Genomic DNA, 17300 nt, shown 5'->3' with positions numbered 1-17300 from the left:
GGAACCCCCACACAGCGCACAGAACCGCCACGTTTGTGGTGAGGCGCCGACATCCACCAGACCTTAAGGCATATGAGTACGCTGCGTGGCCATCTGCTCACTTCCTCGCTAGAAGTGCGGAGAGTGCGGTGGGGGTTGTAGCACAGTGCGCGTATATTCCGGGTGATTCGTCGTAGAAGATCGCCGCCGGGGCTCACCGCCGTGCTGAGCGCTGAACCTCGACGCGGCGCTTGGCCTCGACGCGGCGCTTGACCTCGACGCGGTGCTTGACCCTGATTCAGCGCTTGACCTTGACGCCAGCGGCAGGGTTCGAGGATGCGGACATGACCGAGAACACCTCAGCCTCCAGCTCTGCCCTCCGTCCCGGCGAAGGCCCGCGCACCGTCGTCGTCACCGGCGCCGGCACCGGTATCGGCCGGGCCACCGCCCGCATGTTCGCCGCCCTCGGCTCCCACGTCATCGCCATGGGGCGCAGGGAAGAGCCGTTGCACGAGACGGCCACCGAACCGGGCTCCGGCACGATCACGCCCGTTCCCGCCGACATCACCGCCGCGCACGCCCCGGACCGCATCGTCGAGGCGGCGCTCCAGGCGACGGGCCGGCTCGACGTGCTGGTCAACAACGCCGCCGTGGTCAGCGACGAGAGCCTGGGCACCTACACCCCCACAGGAATGGAGCGGCAGCTCGCCACCAATCTCACCGCCCCCGTCCTGCTGACGCAGGCGGCGCTGCCCGCGCTGCGGACCGCGCCGGCGGGCGGTGTGATCCTCAACGTCAGCACCGCCCTCGGGCAGCGCGCCTGGCCGGGCAACTCCCTCTATGCCGCGACCAAGGGCGCCCTCGAAGTGCTCACCCGCGGCTGGGCGGTGGACCTGGCGGCGGACGGCATCCGGGTCGCCGCCGTCGCGCCGGGCGCCATCGACACCCCCATCGGCGAACACCGCGGCCTCGATGCCCAGCGGCGGGAGGCCCTCAGGAAGTGGCAGATCGACCACACCCCGCTCGGCCGCGTCGGCAGGCCCGAGGAGGTCGCCTCCGTGCTCGTCCAACTGGCCTCGGACAAGGCCTCGTTCCTGACCGGTGTCGTGCTGCCCGTGGACGGCGGCGCGGTGGTGGCGTGAGGCCCGTGGTATCACTGTCCTCCGTACGTTCCACTGGGCCCGGAGGGGGAGTCACGGTGCGCATCGGTGAACTGGCACGGCGGACGGGGACCTCGGCGCGGGCCCTGCGCCACTACGAGCAGGCGGGTCTCCTCGCCTCGGAGCGTGCCGCCAACGGCTACCGCGTCTACCACGCGTCCGCCGAAGTGCGTGTCCGCAACATCCGCTACCTCATCGAGGCCGGGCTGACGCTTCAGGACGTCGGCTTCTTCGCCGCCTGCCTGGACGGCGACATCGCCGCCGGTGAGCCCTCCCCGGAGGGGTTGCGCGTCGTCGAGGAACGGCTCGCCGTCCTGGAGGCCCGCATCGCCGCCCACACCGAAGCCCGCGACCGGCTGCGCGACGCACTGAGCCGGGCGGCCGCCGTGACGCGGGCAGCCGCCTGAGGGGCACGGCCCACCCCCCCGGCGGGCCGCCCCCTTCTTCTGCGGTGTGCACTCTTTCGCGGGGTGCACCCCTTCGCGGGATGCACCCCTTCGCGGGCGGCACCCTTTTGCGGGTGACGCACTCGCAGCGCCCCCTCCTCGCAGCGCCCCCTCGCCGGGTGCCTTCTCCGAGGCGTCACCTCCCGAGGGGGTGACGCCTCGGAGAAGGGCGCGGCCCTCTCACGCCGGGCGGCCCCGCGTCACCCCTTCACACACACGATCTGCTTCAGCTTGGTGACGACCTCCACCAGGTCGCGCTGCTGGTCGATGACGCGCTCGATCGGCTTGTACGCGCCGGGGATCTCGTCCACCACCCCCGCGTCCTTGCGGCACTCGACCCCCCGGGTCTGCTCCGCCAGATCCTGCTCGGAGAAGCGGCGCTTGGCCGCGTTCCTGCTCATGCGCCGCCCTGCACCGTGCGAGGCCGAGTTGAACGACGCCGCGTTCCCCAGACCCTTGACGATGTAGGAGCCGGTGCCCATGGAACCGGGGATGATCCCGTACTCGCCGCCGCCCGCACGGATGGCGCCCTTACGGGTGACGAGGAGATCCATACCGTCGTAGCGCTCCTCCGCCACGTAGTTGTGGTGGCAGGAGAGCGTCTCGTCGAAGACCGGCTTCGCCTTCTTGAACTCCTTGCGCACGACGTCCTTGAGCAGACCCATCATCAGCGCACGGTTGTGCTTGGCGTACTCCTGCGCCCAGAACAGGTCGTGCCGGTAGGCCCCCATCTGCGGGGTGTCGGCGACGAAGACCGCCAGGTCGCGGTCGACCAGACCCTGGTTGTGCGGCAGCTTCTGCGCCACACCGATGTGGAAGTCCGCGAGCTCTTTGCCGATGTTGCGCGAACCGGAGTGCAGCATCAGCCACACCTGGTCCTCGGTGTCGAGACACACCTCGATGAAGTGGTTGCCCCCGCCGAGCGTGCCCATCTGCTTGGTGGCGCGCTCCTGCCGGAACCGTACGGACTCGGCCACGCCGCCGAAGCGCGCCCAGAAGTCCTCCCACCCGGTGGTCGGCAGCCCGTGGACGCGGCCAGGATCCACAGGATCGTCGTGCATCCCGCGGCCGACCGGAATGGCCTGCTCGACCCGCGAGCGCAGCCGCGAGAGGTCACCGGGCAGGTCGTTGGCCGTCAGCGACGTCCGCACGGCGGACATGCCGCACCCGATGTCGACACCCACCGCCGCCGGGCAGACCGCCCCGTGCATCGCGATGACGGACCCGACCGTGGCGCCCTTCCCGTAGTGCACGTCCGGCATCACCGCGAGCCCCTTGATCCAGGGCAGGGTCGCGACGTTCTGCAACTGCCGCAGGGCCGCGTCCTCCACGGACGCCGGGTCCGCCCACATCCGGATCGGCACCCGCGCCCCGGGCATCTCGACGTGACTCATGACCGACCAACTCCCCCGAAACCGCTCGAAGACTTCCCGCGCGACGTCCGCGCAAACGAGCAAACACACGCGTGCACCACGCGTGAACTGCCAGGCGCCCCCGCACTCCTGCGGCTCGGCGCTCACCCATTGTGCGCTCCGGTGCACCCGCGACGGCAAAGGATTTTCGTCCCGGGGCGGCGGTGGGCGGCACGGATACCGGCGGACCGGAACCGTTGCCTTGTGCAGGGGTGTCTCTCTAGGTTGAAACGGATCTTCTAGGTAATGGCAGAGTGACGGGGGAGGCAACAGTGGCTTTCGAGGAGTGGGAGCAGGCCAAGGCGAACGCCGCCGCCGCGGGGGACGGCACCCGCATGCAGCTCGCCGGACGCCCGGCCCCGGGCGGCCCGGGCGGGAACGGCGGCGCGTCGGACCTCGTCGTCCACGACGACGAACTGGGCAAGCTCGGCAACATGGCGTACGACCTGCGGCACCAACTCGGCGTCGACGGCAAGCACGCGCGTACCGCCAGCTACGAGGCCGCCGGCTCACTGGCCGACGACGGCTTCGACATGGGCACGGCGTTGAGCGAGGCGTGCGACTCCTGGGACACCAAGCTCAAGACACTCGGCGACGCCTGCGGCCAGATCTCCAACCACCTCGACTACTCGCGAGGCGCCCACGCCAAGGACGAGGACCGCATCACCTCGCAGATGTCCTCGATCGCGAAACTCGACGAGTACCTCAAGTACGACAAGTAGGGGGCGACGGGCGCCATGGACATACCCACAGTGGGGCAGCTGCGTGATCTGCGGCTGGGCAAGCTCAACACCGCGATCACCGACTGGACGGAGACGGTCGAACGGCTGCGCACCCTCGCCACCGGCGAGGGAGGCAAGGGCGGTGGCGCGGGCTCGAAAGGCGCCGGGGTGACCGCCATCGGGCTCAACTCCGCCGCGGCCAAGGCCACCTGGACCGGCAAGAACGCCACCGTCACCAGGGGGTTCGTCACCAAGACGGCCACCCAGTTCTCCGAACTGGTCGATGAGGCCGAAGACGTCCTCGGGATCCTCAAGAGCGCCCGCAAAGCCTTCAAACAGCACAAGGAAGACCTGGAGACCGTCGTCACCGACGTCGCCAAGGACAACGTCTACGTCCACGACAACAACACGGTGAAGGGCGCGGTGCCCTCCGGAGCCGCCGCGGGCGACGCGGACATCAAACCCCCCACCCAGGCACAGCTCGACGCGGCCGAGAAGAGAGTCAAGAGAGTGCTGTGGGAGGCCGGCGAGAGCAACCGCATCGCGGCCCGCGAACTGCGCGCCATGGCCAAACGCAAGCACGACTTCTCCGGGTCCGCGGCCAACTCCCTCAAGAAGGCCGACCGCAGACAGGGCGAGGTGGACGCCCAGTACTGGACGAAGCGCCTCAAGGACGGCGACGTCAAGGTGTGGGAGCTGGACGAGAAGGAACTCGAGAAGTTCAACGAGACCCTCCGCGACCAGCGCGACAACCCCGCCTTCACCGAGAACTTCGCCACCGGCATGGGCGCCGAGGGCACCCTCCAGTTCTGGCGCGACCTGGCCGACCCCGGCCACGGCGACACCCCCACGGGCGACCGCGCCAAGCTGCTCGACCACATCCAGGGCAACCTGAGCATGACCCTGGCCAACGCCACCCGCGTCGACAGCCCCGCGATGGCCAAGTGGGAGAACGACATCATCAACGCCGGCACCAAGCAGTTCGGCCACGAGGGCATCATGGCCAAGCCCTACGGCTTCCAGATCATGAGCAGTCTCATGGGCAAGGGCAAGTTCGACGACGGCTTCCTCGACAAGTACGGCGACGCCGTCTACAAGTTCGAACGCAGCAAGCCGGACGCTCCCTCCGCGTGGGGGCTGGTCGGCATGGGTACCGACCTCGACCCCGGCGACAAGTCCACCGGGGCCGATCCGATGACCGGCTACCTCAAGGCGCTCAGCCACAACCCCGACGCGGCGACCCACGTCTTCAACGACCCCGACAAGGCCGACTACTTCCTCAAGGACCAGGACCACGGCGGCCGCGTCTGGTTCGACGAGGACCAGCCCGACAGCACGGGCCCCGACGACGGCGTCAAGCTGCCCTCCCGCGAGGCCCTCGGCGACGCGCTGTTCGCCGCGGGCAGCGGCATGAACCCCGACGACCCGGCCGCCGAGTACGTCAAACACACCACCGCGCACGACGACGTGTTCGACAAGGCCCTGGAGCGGCTGGCCGGCCAGAAGGACGAGATGCCGGCCGAACTCCGCGACGACATGGCCAAACTCATCGGCAACCACGGCACGGACGCGCACCTGACGATGGGCGGTTCGAACGAGGAGCAGACGCTCGATCGGAGCGACCTTCTGGAGGTCTCCAAGCAGGTCTCCCGGGACCCGCAGAGCTACCAGATCCTCAACGACGGTATGAACGCCGCGATGGTCCGGGACATCCACGCGGAGACGAAGGACCCCGAGGACAGCCTCGACCGTTCGGGCCGCACCGTCGGATTCCTGGAAGAGGCCCGCTACCAGGCGATCGGCGACAAGAAGGCCGCCGATCTCAAGGACGCCGGCTGGGGCCCCACGGGCACCGGCGGCTACCTGGTGTTCGCCGAGGCGGCATCGTTCCTCCCCGGCGGCGGGCACGCCGCCAACGCGGCGTTCGGCCTCAGCAAGATGCTCGTCGAGGACGAGACCGCCCGCATCGAGGCGGGCGTCTCGGGCGACAACAAGGACGTCGCCGAGCTCCAGCAGCAGCGGTTGCAGGGGCTCAAGGACGAGTGGTACCGCACGAACTCCGACTGGGCGCGCCAGAACGACGGATACTCCGAGGACCACGGATCCTGGTCCAAGATCGACGCTGCGGCGAACGACGGCAAGGCCAACGCCCGGGAGGATTCGGGAGACCAGTGAACACGCCCACCCCACGAAAGACCGCAGCGCTGGCACTCGCCGCCGCGGGCCTTCTCTCCCTCGTCGGCTGCTCCGGCGGGGGACGCGAGTACGCCGTCCCCGACCGGATCTGCGACGTGCCGATGCCCAGCAGCGCGGTCGAGCCGCTGCTCCCGGACGGGGAGAAGCTGCACCAGTCCCGGCGCCTGATCGACGACGACGGAACCGTGACCGGCTGCCAGACAGCCGTCGTCGACGGTCCGCTCGCCGTGAGCGTCGACATCACCGAGCTGGACAAACCGCTCACCGAGGACGACCGGCACAGCTCCCTGGAATCACTGGAGCACGCCCGGAACATCCACATGAGCGGAACCCACTGGGCCGTACAGGGAGACAGCCGTCTCCATCTGTCCACCCCGTGCGGCACGAAAGCGGCCGACTCCCTCTCCTTCCGCTTCTCCTTCGCCAAGGAAGCAGAAGGCACGAAGGCCACTCGCGACACCACCCTCCGGTTCGCGAAGGAATTCGTCCAGGGAGAAAAGAAGAAGGAGGGCTGCACCGCGTCGTAGCGCGTGGTGCTCGCGGAAATGACCGTCACCCATCTGGCTCGCCGGCCGACAGCGTGCGCCACCGCTGTCGCCGCCGCGCTGCTCGCTCTCTCCGGCTGTGCCGGTGGGAGGGACTACGCCGTGCCGGAGGAGATCTGCGGGGTGCGGATGTCCGAGGACGTGGTGGAGCCACTGCTGCCGGACGGGGACAAGGTGGAGCAGGAGCGGGAGAGGCGTCCTTTCCGGGACCGCCATTTCGTGAACTGTGACGTCGACGTGGACGGCAAGGGCGCGCTGTACGTGAAGGTGTCCGAGTCGCACCATCTGCCGAAGCTCCGGCGGGGCAAGGACAATCCCGAGCACAATGACGACGTGGAGGAGATCGAGGACCTGCCCTTCTCCGGTTGGGCGACGGTCAGCGACGACACGGTCTCGGCGGCCGCGGAGTGCGGGGGAGAGGCCGAGGCGCTCGTCTTCCATTTCCCGTTCCAGACGGACAACCCCGAGGACGTGAAGGAGCGCCGCGCGGCCGGGGCCCGGTTCATCAAGGAATTCGTTCCGGGAGAGCAGAAGAAGGAGGGCTGCACCGCGCGGTGAGCGGGCAGCCCTCCCGTGAGGGCGGGGTCCAGGCGGAGGACGGGATTCAGGCGGACAGGGGGAAGCGGGTGCTCAGCTCGCGGAAGACGGCCACGTTGAGGGTGAAGGCGTGCTTGCACTCGTCGACGATGCGGTGCTGTTCCAGTTCGTCGCAGGGGAGCGCGTCCAGCAGCGCGCGGTACGCGCGTTTGAACGCGGCGGGGTTGTCGAGGGCGTCGAAGACGTAGAAGCGGACGCCGTCGCCCTTGTGTGCGAACCCCCAGGTTTTCTCGGCGGTGGCGCGGACGACCTGGCCGCCGGAGAGGTCGCCGAGGTAGCGGGTGTAGTGGTGGGCGACGTAGCCGCCGGGCCACTCGCGGGCGACCTCGGCGATGCGGTCGGCGTAGGCGGCGGTGGCCGGGAGGGGCGAGAGGGTCCGGCGCCAGGCCGTGTCGCCTCCGTGCAGGTGTGACAGGTCGCGTTCCAGCGCGGGCAGCCGGCGGAGTTCGTCGCGGAGGAAGGGTCCGGCCACCGGGTCGTCGGCCAGCGCAGGGGCGGCGTTTTCCAGTGCGCTGTAGATGAACCAGAGCTGTTCGGTGTAGCGGGTGTACGCGGCCACGCCCAGCCCGCCGCCGAGCATGTCGCTCATGAAGGTCGAGGTGTTGGCCTCGGTGTGCAGTTCCTGCGAGGCGGTGCGGATGAGGGTGGAGAAGTCCGTCGCGGGCGAGGGGGCGGAGGACACAGCTGGCTCCCGTGGGTGGACGGCGTCGGGCATGGGTGCGCCGACAGGGAGCGATCCTGCTACTTAGGCTTACCTAAGTCAAGCAGTTGCCGACACCCTGTCGGGAAACCCGTACCCCGCTGTCCGAGCGGGAATGCGCCGGAGCGCGCCCTGCGGGAGCGCGCCGGAGCGCGCCGGAGTGCGCCGGGGCGCGCTCTACGGAAGCGTCAGAATGTCCGCGCCCGTCTCCGTGACGACCAGCGTGTGTTCGAACTGCGCGGTGCGCCTGCGGTCCTTGGTGACGACCGTCCAGCCGTCCTCCCACATGTCCCACTCGTGGGTGCCCAGCGTGAGCATCGGCTCGATGGTGAAGGTCATGCCGGGGCGGATGACCGTCGTCGCGCGGGGGTCGTCGTAGTGCGGGACGATCAGCCCGGAGTGGAAGGAGCTGTTGATGCCGTGCCCGGTGAAGTCGCGGACGACGCCGTAGCCGAAGCGCTTGGCGTAGGACTCGATGACGCGGCCGATGATGTTGAGCTGGCGGCCCGGTTTGACGGCCTTGATCGCGCGGTTCAGCGACTCCCGCGTCCGCTCGACCAGGGCGCGGGACTCCTCGTCGACCTCGCCGCACAGGTAGGTGGCGTTGTTGTCGCCGTGGACGCCGTCCAGGTAGGCGGTCACGTCGAGGTTCACGATGTCGCCGTCGCGCAGCACCGTGGAGTCGGGGATGCCGTGGCAGATCACCTCGTTGACCGAGGTGCACAGCGACTTGGGGAAGGAGCGGTAGCCCAGCGTGGAGGGGTAGGCGCCGTGGTCGACCATGTACGCGTGCGCCACCTCGTCCAGTTTGTCGGTGGTGACGCCGGGTGCGATGTGCTTGGCGGCCTCTTCCATGGCGCGCGCCGCGATCCGTCCGGCGACGCGCATCTTCTCGACCGTCTCGGCGTCCTGCACGTGGGGCCCGTCGTACGGGGTGGGCGCGGGTTTGCCGACGTACTCGGGGCGCGGGATCGAGGTGGGTACGCCCCGGGGCGGGGAGAGCGTGCCGGGGACGAGGAGTGACTGGCCAGACATGTCCGCGAGTCTAATCGGGCCTGTCCACTGAGATCAGGCCCTCCCGTGCGCGACGATGGACCCATGGCTTTGTTCAAGCGCAAGACGGTCGGCAGGCCCGGTGAGTGGTTCTTCAACGTCGACAACGGCACGGTGGAGGAGGGGCCGCAGTCCCCGGGCAAGAACCGGATGGGCCCCTACGCCAGCCGCGAGGAGGCGGAACGCGCGTTGGAGACGGCGCGGGAGCGCACCTCCGAGTGGGAGCAGGACCCGCGCTGGCACGACCGCGGCCGGGGCTCCGACGAGGACGCGGGGTAGGCGACGGCCGATCCCGCCGGCCCCCTCACGTGCGCCTTGGCTCACGTGAGGGGGCTCTGTTGTGCGGGCTCCGCGGAGGAGCCCGCCGCTTTCCCCCGCGCTGTCCGCGTCGCCTGCGCCACCGCCGGGTAATCCCTCAACTTATGGTCACAAGGCCCGCCATGGCCTACTAGGGGCGTTTTGCCCGGTTTCTGTGGTCTTCGTGTCGCGAATCACACCGCTACGTCCCCGAGTGGCGCCACGAAGTGCCTCAGGGCGTCAAGAACCTTACGTGCAGGGCCATTTCGAAGAAATCGGCGCACGACCCCATTTCACGCTGAGAAAATGATCGACAGCGCAGCGTGGAGAAATTCGTTGATCAATTACTAGGCTTTTTAGTAATTCCCACTGATCGTCTTGTTCAAAACGAATTCGCTGTGTTTCCGTGTCCTCGCTTCCGACAACCACGCCCGTCGGGAGATCCACTACCGGGGCGCCGAATCCTGCCGCCCGGCCGGTGGAATGCTCACCAGACCCTTTTCGGCAGGAGCGGGGGACCCAGGTAAGTGCCGTGCCGCACACCGCGGCCCGGCTTGGGGTGAAGTCAGCTCCGCGTACTCGGTGCGCGGAAATGGCCGGGCAACTCCAGCCCGAATCCGACAGCTCACCTCGCAGGCGCCAGGAGAGGACACCCCCATGTTCCGTGACCTTCATGGCCGCGTGCGTCACACCTTCCACACCCGTCGCCTTTCCCGGATTTCTCTCGTGCTCGCCGCGAGCGGTGCGGGAATTGCGGCTCCGCTGCTGACCGCGGGCAGCGCCAGCGCCGCGCCGGCTCCGGCCGCCGCGCACGCCCAGGCGCCTTCCGCCGCGACCCAGCAGGTGCAGAGCGAGCAGAAGTCCGAGGCCTCGCAGGAGTACACCGTCGCGGGCGGCGACACCCTGTACCGCATCGCCACCACCCACGACGTCGAGGGCGGCTGGAAGGCCGTCTACGAGGCCAACCGGCAGACCATCGGCGACGACCCGAACCTGATCCGCCCCGGTCAGGAGCTGAGCCTGTCCGCGTCCGCCGACGCGAAGCAGGACGAGAGCGGGGGCGAGGAGACCCAGGGCGCCGGCCAGACCCCCGCCCAGCCCTCCGGTGAGGTCCACACGACCCAGTCGGACAACCTGGACGGCTGGATCAACGAGGCGCTGGGTGTCATGAAGCAGCACGGCATCCCGGGCACCTACGAGGGCATTCACCGCAACATCATGCGGGAGTCCGGCGGCAACCCGGACATCGCCAACAACTGGGACATCAACGCCCAGAACGGCACGCCGTCGATCGGCCTGCTCCAGGTCATCCAGCCCACGTTCGACGCCTACCACGTCGAGGGCACCGCGAACGACCTGCGCGACCCGGTCGCCAACATCGTCGCCGCGTGCAACTACGCGGCCGACCAGTACGGTTCGATCGACAACGTCAACGGCCCGTACTGAGCCGCACCGACCGTACCGAGCCGTACCGGCCGTACTGATCCCCGCTGATCCCCGCTGATCCGTACGGGTCCGTACGGGTCCGTACGGCCCGTGCGGACCCGTACCCCGACTGCCCGCCACCTTCCCCCGGGGTGGCGGGCAGTCGGCATGCGGGCTGCGGGCCGGTCATCCGGCCCCGGCAGCCGTCTGAGCGGCCTCGGCCGCCGGTGGGTCGAATCCGATCCTGATCCTCGTCGGGACGGACCTGTCTGTCCCGGGCCCCCACCTGAGCGTCACCGTGGTGTCCGCGACCGAGACGTCGGGCGCCGGGGTCCGGGCGGTGCCCACGCCCAGCGACACCAGCGCCACACACACCCCAGCGCCCGTCACCTCGCCCTCCAGCGCCGGGACCCGCAGCCACCGCGCGTACGCCGTGCCGTGCGGAGCGGGCAGCGGCTCCACCGTCTCCAGCCCGTGCGCGGGCAGCAGCGCCGAGGCGACCTCGTCACCGGCCGCCCAGCCCGTCAGCCGCAGGCGGGTACCGGCGGGGGCGCCCAGGACGCGGTGTGCCCGCACCTCCCAGCTGCCGCGTACGACCGTCACGCTCTCCACCCGCAGCCCCGGCACCCGGGGTACGTCCGCGGGGAAGGCGGGGCGGTGCCAGGACGCCGCCCAGCCCCAGCCGCCGTCCGCCGCCGAGCCCGCCCCCAGCGGATGGATGCGTCTGCGGGCGCTCCACCGCCCGGGCCTGGAGGGGAGGGCGAGCGCCAGGTGGTTGTCGGGCGGGTTGTCGCGCGCGGTCGGCCCGGTCCTGGTCGAGTACGCGAACCGCGCGTAGAGCGGATCCTCCCGCTCGTGCGCCTCCCCCTCGTCCGGGTGCACGTTGTCGCTGCCGTGGTTGTGCAGCCGCACGAGCCCGTCCCCGCCGGTCGACTGGATGAGGAAGCCCGGCGCCGCCACCGCCAGCGCGCGGTCGGGACCCTCGCTCGGCGCGGCCTCCTCGACGGCCGTCCACAGCGGGTCCTCGGGGGGCACCAGCAGCGCGACGAAGCACTTCGACGCCCAGTAGGGGGAGGCCGGGCCCGAGTAGTGCTGCACGGTGGGGGCGTGCGCGCCGTGCCAGCCGAGCGACAGCAGCCCGTCCGCGTCGAGCGCCCCCCGGTCCAGGAAGTAGCGCAGTGTTCCGCTCAGCAGGCGGCGCGAGACACCGGGCGCCAGTGGCGTGTGCCCGGTCAGCGCGCCGAGGCCGACGGCGGTCCCCGCCGCGAACCGGTAGGTGAGGGAGCGGCCGAAGTGGACAGGGGCGCCGTCGCCGCCGAACAGCAGCGCGAAGCTCGCCAGGTGCGCGCGCAGCCGTGCCCCGTACCGCGCCGCAAGGTCCTCCTCGCCGGCCAGGTGTGCGTGCAGCAGGGGGTACAGGTGCAGGGCCCAGCCGTTGTAGTGGTCGAAGGCGCGCCCGTCGCCGTCGGCGTACCACCCCTCGCCCCGCCACCAGCCCTCCAGCAGGTCCAGCCCCCGCTCGATCGCCGTCTGCGTCTCGGCGTCCCCGCGCCCGGCCGCGTCGAGGAACCCGGCCACCGAGAGCGGGAAGAGGTACCAGTTGTTCGGCGCGGGAGAGCGCCGCAGCGCGCCCCGCAGCCAGGCCTCGGCGCTGTCCCGTGCGGGTTCCTCCAGCCGGTCCCACAGCCACGGCTTGGTCAGCCGCAGCGCCAGTGCCACCGACGCCGCCTCCACCATCGGCTGTCCGGCGACCGTGTGGTCCAGCACCTCGGGCCACGACTCGGCGTCCCCGTGCCCCGGGGTGCGGGTCCCGGCGCGCAGCCCGTCGGCGTACCGCTCCAGCAGGTTCGCCGGGTCGCGGCCGCCCGCGCCCGCGACACGGAACGCGGCGGCCAGGAACGTGCGCGCGTACCCTTCGAGACCGTCCGAACGCGTTCCCGACACGGAGGCGCGCCCCGGCAGGTGGAGCAGCGCGCCGCGGGGTGTGGCCCACCGCCGGGCGGCCCGCAGCAGGCCGTCGGCCACCGCTTCCCAGTGGGCGCGGGTGTAGCCGGTGTACGGGCTCAGCGCACGGTCGTGTGCCGGCAGGGTCAGCGGTGGCGAGCCGCCCGCCCCGCTCACACCGCCCGCCCCGCTCCCGCCGCCCACCCCGCTCACGCCGCTCACGCCGCCCGCCCCGTTCACGCCGCTCACGCCAGCAACTCCCGCTGCTCGGGCGGCACCGCGTGGGCGAACCCCTCGCCCGCCGCCCAGCGGTGCACCTCCCGGACGGCCGACTCGGCCAGCCGGTCGAGTTCGTTGCCCTGCGAGCCGGCCAGGTGCGGGGTGAGCAGCACGTTCTCGCACTCCCACAGCGGATGTCCCGCGGGCAGCACCTCGGGTTCCGTGACGTCCAGCACCGCGTGCAGGCGGCCCGCCAGCACCTCGTCGGTCAGCGCCTCCTGGTCGAGCACCGCGCCACGCGCCGTGTTGACGAGCGTCCCGCCGTCCCTGAGGAGGGCCAGCAGTTCACGGCTCACCAGGCCGCGGGTCGCCGGCAGGAGCGGGGTGTGGACGCTGACCGTGTCGGCGGCGGCGAACAGTTCTGGCAGCTCTGTCTTGGCCGCGCCCAGCGCCGCCGCCTCCGCCTCGGTGACGTACGGGTCGTGGAGCAGCACCCGCAGGTCGTGCGCGCGCAGCAGCGCGAGCACCCGGCGGCCGACGAGGGACGCGCTCACGATGCCCACGGTGCGCCGGTAGTTGCCCAGCGTCGGGTCGGCCGAGAGCCACTCCTGGCGGCCTCGCCGCGCGGCGTACGCGCGGGCCGTGTGCAGGACGCGCTTGTTCGCCAGCAGGATCATGGCCAGCGTGTACTCGGCGACGGGTGCGGCGTTCGCCGCGGCCGCAGAGGAGACCTCGATGCCCCGGTCCCAGCACTCCTGTGTGACGTGACCCTTGACGCTGCCCGCCGTGTGCGCCACGGCACGCAGCCGTGGTGCGTGGGCGAGGGCGGTCGCGTCCAGGGGCGGGCAGCCCCAGCCGGTGACCAGCAGTTCGGTGGTGGCGAGGGTTTCCCTGGCCGTCGCCGTGGTGAAGTCCGTGAGGAGGGCGGGGGCCAGGTCGACGGCCTCGGCGAGGCGGCGCCTGGCCGCGGGCTTGAGTACCGCGTCCGCGGCCTCGTGGCCCATGGCGAGGGCCGCGGCGGGCCGGGTGGCACGGCCGGGCCCCGCGGTGGGGGCGGGGCCGGTGGCGGGTCCGGGACCGGTGGCGTGGGTGGGGGCGGTGCCGGGGTCGGGCATGGGGCTCCTGGCGTCGGGTGGGTGGTCGCTTCGGTGGGCCGGGGGTGGTCTCACTTCACGCTGCCCGCCGTCAGCCCGGACCTCCAGTGGCGCTGGAGGAGGACGAAGGCGGCGATCAGCGGCAGGACCGCCAGGAGCGAGCCGGAGATGACGACGGGGTAGTAGTCGGGCGTCACCACGGCGGCACTGTTCCATACGTACAGCCCGAGGCTGACCGGGAACAGCTTCTGGTCGGACAACATCACCATCGGCAGGAAGAAGTTGTTCCAGATGGCCGTGAGCTGGAACAGGAAGACCGTCACCAGTCCGGGCCCCAGCATCCGCAGGGCCACCCGGAAGTAGGAGGCCAACTCGCCCGCGCCGTCCACCCGCGCGGCCTCCAGCACCTCGTCGGGCACGTACCCCTGGCTGAAAACCCGTCCCAGGTACACGCCGAAGGGGTTGAAGAGGACGGGGATGAACACCGACCAGAAGGTGTTGACCAACCCCACCTCGGACGCCATCAGGTACAGCGGGAGGGCCAGCACCGTGGGCGGCACCATCACGCCCGCCAGGACGAGTCCGAACAGCTTCTCCTTGCCGCGGAAGCGGTACTTGTCGAAGGCGTACCCGCAGGCGACGCTGATCATCGTGGAGACGGCCGCGCCGACCACCGCGTACAGCAGGCTGTTGAGGTACCAGCGGCCGTAGATGCCGTCCTCCATGGCGAAGAGGGCCGCGAGGTTGTCGGCGAAGGAGAAGTCGCCCAGGGAGAGCAGGTCGCTGCGGAAGAGCGCGCCGCGGTTCTTGGCGGAGGCGAGCAGCAGCCACAGGACGGGCAGCAGCGTGTAGAGGACGGAGAGTCCGACGACCGCGTTGACGGCGACCCGGCCCAGCAGCCTGGGCCTGGCCGACGCCGCCGAGTGCGGGGCGCCCGCGGCGCGGCGCGTACGCCGGGCGCGGGGCCCGCGCGGGGCGCCGGGCGCCGGCGGCGTGCGCGGGGTGGTGGGGGCGCTCATCCAAGACCCTCCTCGCCGGGGCCGCCCGTGCGGCTGTCGCGGTTGCTCCACCGGCTCAGCCCGTAGGACAGGGCGACGGTGACGGCGAGCAGGACCACCGAGGCCGCCGCCGCGAGGCCGTAGTTGTTGCGGGTGAAGGCGGCGTCGTAGATGTACATGTTCGGCGTGTAGCGGCCACCGACCACCGGCGTGGCCTGGCTGAGCAGCATCGGCTCGGTGAACAGCTGGAGGGACCAGATGAGCGTGAACATCACGACCATCACGCCGGAGCTGCGCACCAGCGGTACCTTGACGCGCAGCGCGGTGCGCACGGGCCCGGCGCCGTCCACGAGCGCCGCCTCCGTCAACTCGCGCGGCACGGCCTGGAGCGCGGCGTAGAAGATGACGACGTTGTAGCCGAGGTTGCTCCACATCGCGATGTTGACGAGGGACGGCAGCACGGTGTCCACGCCGAGCAGGTCGAGAGAGATGCCGCCCTTGCCGAGCAGTTCGACGACCGGGCTGAGCCCCGGCGTGTACAGGTACAGCCAGATGACGGCGGCGATGATGCCCGGCACGGCGTGCGGCAGGAACAGCGACAGCTGCGCGGTGCGCCGCAGCCTGGCCGCTCCCGAGTCGAGCAGCAGGGCCAACAGGAGCGCCAGCGCCACCATGGTTGGAACGTAGATGAGGCAGTAGAGCGCCGTGGTGCCCAGTCCCGCCAGGAAGGTGGGGTCGGTCAGGACCGCCTCGTAGCTGCGCAGCCCCGCGAAGACGGTGCGTTCGGGGCCGAAGCCGAGCCCGGGCTGGTCGTCGCTGAAGAAGCTCAGATAGACGGCGCCGCCCACGGGGACGAGGAAGACGAGGACCAGCAGCACGAAGAACGGCGCCATCAGCGCGGCGCACGCTCCTCTCGCGCGCCGCCGCGCCGTTCCGCGTGTCCGCGCGGTACGGCCCTGGGACGTCGCCGCGGGCGCGAGGGTGCCCGCGGGGGCGGCGGGCGCCGGTGCGGTACTCATCGCGCTCCCTCCCGCGCGTCGAGCCCCAGGGACTTCAGGTCCGGCATCGTCGAGCGCTGTCCTTCTCGCAGGGCGGCGAGGACGGTGCCCTTGCCGTCGCCCGCGCGGGCCAGCCCGGTCTGCACGGTCTTGAGGGTGGCCGTCATGCGCGGGCCCCAACTCCAGCGCCGCGAGATGTGCGCCGCCTCGCGCTGGAAGAGCGCGTAGATGTCCTGCCCGCCGAAGTAGCTGGTGTCCATCGCCTCGCGGGCGACGGGCACGAGGCCGCCGACGGCCGGGTACTGGGTGCTGATCCCGCTGGAGAGCCGGGCCCTGAGCGAGTCGGGGCTGGAGACCTGCCACGCGATGAAGTCCATGGCCGCCTTCGGGTGGGCGCTGTCCTTGGTGACGGCGAAGGTGGAGCCGCCCATCACGCCCAGGCGCGGGTGGCGGGGGTCCCACTGGGGGAGCGGGGCCACGCCCCACTTGCCCTTCTGGCCCGGCTGGGCCGACATCATCCCGCCCGCGTCCCAGGCCGCGGTCACCTTGCCGAAGACCTCACCGCGGCCGACCTGCGCGGTGCCGGCCTGCGTGTCGACGGGGTTGAGGAAGACCAGGTCCCGGTCGATGAGCCGCTGCCAGTAGGCGGCCACGTGGCGGGTCGGCCCGTCGGTCATGGACACGGTCCAGGTGGCGCCGCGGGTGTCGAACCAGCGGCCGCCGGCCTGCCAGGCGAGTCCGGCCAGGTGGTGGCCGCCGTCGGTGGGGAAGGTGGCGATCCGCGATCCCGGCGCCGCCCGCTTGACCTCGCGGGCGGCTTCCTCGAACTCGGCCCAGGTGCGGGGCACCTCGATGCCGTGCTTGTCGAACAGGTCGCGGCGGTAGAGGAAGACCATCGGTTCGACGTCCAGCGGCACGCTGAAGGTGCGGCCCTCGAACGTGGTCAGGTCGAGCGCCTGGGGCAGCAGCTTCTCGCGCAGCCCGTCGTCGACCAGGTCGGTGAGGTCGCGGGCCACGCCGTCGATGGCGAAGCCGGGCACCTGGGGGTACTCGATCGTCGCGACGTCGGGTGCGTTGCCCGCGCGGGCGGCGTTGCTCAGTTTCGCGTAGCCGCCCTGCTGTCCGGAGGGAACCTGCTCGAAGTCGACGTGGACGCGGTCCTGGCTGCTGTTGTAGGCGTCCACGACCTCCTGGCTGCCGCGCAGGGCCGACCAGAAGGTCAGGTGGACGGGCGCGTCGGCGCGCTCCGTCACCGCGCCGGCGCCGCCGCCCGAGCAGGCGGCGGTCAGCAGCAGCGGCAGCGCGGCGAGCGCCGTCAGGAGGGAACGGGCGGTGCGGGGGGTGCGGGTAGTGCGGGGGTGCCGTGGAGAACGTCGGCCGTGCACGGTGGGTGCCTCCTTCGGGAGAGGAGGGGAACACCGGCATCCTGATCGCTCGAACGAATGAGGTCAATGGAACGATCAGAGGAAAGGAAAGCGGTCAAACGATCGGGTGACGGCGGGTGTTGACCGGAGG

General features: G+C 71.0%; 16 protein-coding genes and 1 riboswitch. Of the genes, 8 read left to right on the top strand and 8 right to left on the bottom strand.

The genetic code is table 11. The features are described from left to right. The first annotated feature begins 323 nt into the window (after positions 1-323). Together MMF93_RS09655 and MMF93_RS09650 are read left to right on the top strand one after the other, a co-directional pair. Complete coding sequence (locus MMF93_RS09655; RefSeq protein WP_242750780.1) at positions 324-1121, top strand: SDR family NAD(P)-dependent oxidoreductase; 798 nt, start codon at positions 324-326, stop codon at positions 1119-1121. Positions 1122-1177: 56 nt separating this feature from the next. Beyond that, a complete protein-coding gene (locus MMF93_RS09650; protein ID WP_242750779.1) occupies positions 1178-1546 on the top strand; it encodes a MerR family DNA-binding transcriptional regulator in 369 nt (122 codons plus the stop codon). A gap of 239 nt (positions 1547-1785) precedes the next feature. On the opposite strand, the gene MMF93_RS09645 is transcribed toward MMF93_RS09650, so the two are convergent. After that, on the bottom strand, positions 1786-2979 hold the full coding sequence (locus tag MMF93_RS09645) for an RtcB family protein (protein WP_242750778.1): 1194 nt from the start codon (positions 2977-2979) through the stop codon (positions 1786-1788). A 290-nt stretch (positions 2980-3269) separates the two neighbouring features. Here MMF93_RS09645 and MMF93_RS09640 point away from each other — a divergent pair, with 290 nt between their 5' ends. The 4 genes from MMF93_RS09640 to MMF93_RS09625 are packed head-to-tail and all read left to right on the top strand — an operon-like array spanning position 3270 to position 7018. Then, positions 3270-3719, top strand: a complete 450-nt coding sequence (locus MMF93_RS09640; protein ID WP_242750777.1) for a hypothetical protein — start codon at positions 3270-3272, stop codon at positions 3717-3719. 15 nt (positions 3720-3734) lie between these two features. Further along, a complete protein-coding gene (locus MMF93_RS09635; RefSeq protein WP_242750776.1) occupies positions 3735-5894 on the top strand; it encodes a hypothetical protein in 2160 nt (719 codons plus the stop codon). Next, complete coding sequence (locus tag MMF93_RS09630; protein ID WP_242750775.1) at positions 5891-6442, top strand: hypothetical protein; 552 nt, start codon at positions 5891-5893, stop codon at positions 6440-6442. The genes MMF93_RS09635 and MMF93_RS09630 overlap by 4 nt, the downstream gene beginning before the upstream one ends. A gap of 18 nt (positions 6443-6460) precedes the next feature. Next, positions 6461-7018 (top strand): hypothetical protein, encoded by a 558-nt coding sequence (locus MMF93_RS09625; RefSeq protein WP_242750774.1) that lies wholly within the window; start codon positions 6461-6463, stop codon positions 7016-7018. A 46-nt stretch (positions 7019-7064) separates the two neighbouring features. On the opposite strand, the gene MMF93_RS09620 is transcribed toward MMF93_RS09625, so the two are convergent. Then, on the bottom strand, positions 7065-7772 hold the full coding sequence (locus MMF93_RS09620; protein ID WP_242750773.1) for a biliverdin-producing heme oxygenase: 708 nt from the start codon (positions 7770-7772) through the stop codon (positions 7065-7067). Positions 7773-7934: 162 nt separating this feature from the next. Further along, on the bottom strand, positions 7935-8792 hold the full coding sequence (map, locus tag MMF93_RS09615) for a type I methionyl aminopeptidase (RefSeq protein WP_242750772.1): 858 nt from the start codon (positions 8790-8792) through the stop codon (positions 7935-7937). Between the two features lie 63 nt (positions 8793-8855). On the opposite strand from map, the gene MMF93_RS09610 reads away from it, so the two are divergent. Further along, entirely contained in the window at positions 8856-9089 is a 234-nt protein-coding gene (locus tag MMF93_RS09610) for a hypothetical protein (protein WP_242750771.1), read from the top strand. Positions 9090-9585: 496 nt separating this feature from the next. Then, a riboswitch (cyclic di-AMP (ydaO/yuaA leader) is annotated at positions 9586-9760 on the top strand. A gap of 4 nt (positions 9761-9764) precedes the next feature. Continuing rightward, positions 9765-10553: a LysM peptidoglycan-binding domain-containing protein gene (locus tag MMF93_RS09605; protein ID WP_423835388.1), complete on the top strand. Its 789-nt coding sequence runs from the start codon at positions 9765-9767 to the stop codon at positions 10551-10553. Positions 10554-10718: 165 nt separating this feature from the next. Here MMF93_RS09605 and MMF93_RS09600 read toward each other — a convergent pair whose 3' ends face one another. The 5 genes from MMF93_RS09600 to MMF93_RS09580 all read right to left on the bottom strand — a co-directional run bounded on the left by MMF93_RS09600 (position 10719) and on the right by MMF93_RS09580 (position 17170). Continuing rightward, complete coding sequence (locus MMF93_RS09600) at positions 10719-12653, bottom strand: DUF2264 domain-containing protein (protein ID WP_242757415.1); 1935 nt, start codon at positions 12651-12653, stop codon at positions 10719-10721. 68 nt (positions 12654-12721) lie between these two features. Beyond that, complete coding sequence (locus MMF93_RS09595; RefSeq protein WP_242757413.1) at positions 12722-13699, bottom strand: hydroxyacid dehydrogenase; 978 nt, start codon at positions 13697-13699, stop codon at positions 12722-12724. A 161-nt stretch (positions 13700-13860) separates the two neighbouring features. Continuing rightward, the gene (locus MMF93_RS09590) at positions 13861-14808 is read right to left on the bottom strand and encodes a carbohydrate ABC transporter permease (protein WP_242750769.1); all 948 of its coding nucleotides are present in this window, start codon (positions 14806-14808) and stop codon (positions 13861-13863) included. Then, complete coding sequence (locus MMF93_RS09585; RefSeq protein ID WP_242750768.1) at positions 14805-15806, bottom strand: carbohydrate ABC transporter permease; 1002 nt, start codon at positions 15804-15806, stop codon at positions 14805-14807. The genes MMF93_RS09590 and MMF93_RS09585 overlap by 4 nt, the downstream gene beginning before the upstream one ends. Next, positions 15803-17170: an ABC transporter substrate-binding protein gene (locus MMF93_RS09580; protein WP_242750767.1), complete on the bottom strand. Its 1368-nt coding sequence runs from the start codon at positions 17168-17170 to the stop codon at positions 15803-15805. Before MMF93_RS09580 ends, MMF93_RS09585 begins: the two co-directional genes overlap by 4 nt. Positions 17171-17300 lie beyond the last annotated feature (130 nt).

This window comes from Streptomyces tubbatahanensis (assembly GCF_022699385.1).
GTDB classification, from domain to species: Bacteria; Actinomycetota; Actinomycetes; order Streptomycetales; family Streptomycetaceae; genus Streptomyces; species Streptomyces diacarni.
The sequence above is the reverse complement of the archived record's forward strand: the minus strand, read 5'-3'. Positions and strand labels throughout refer to the sequence as shown.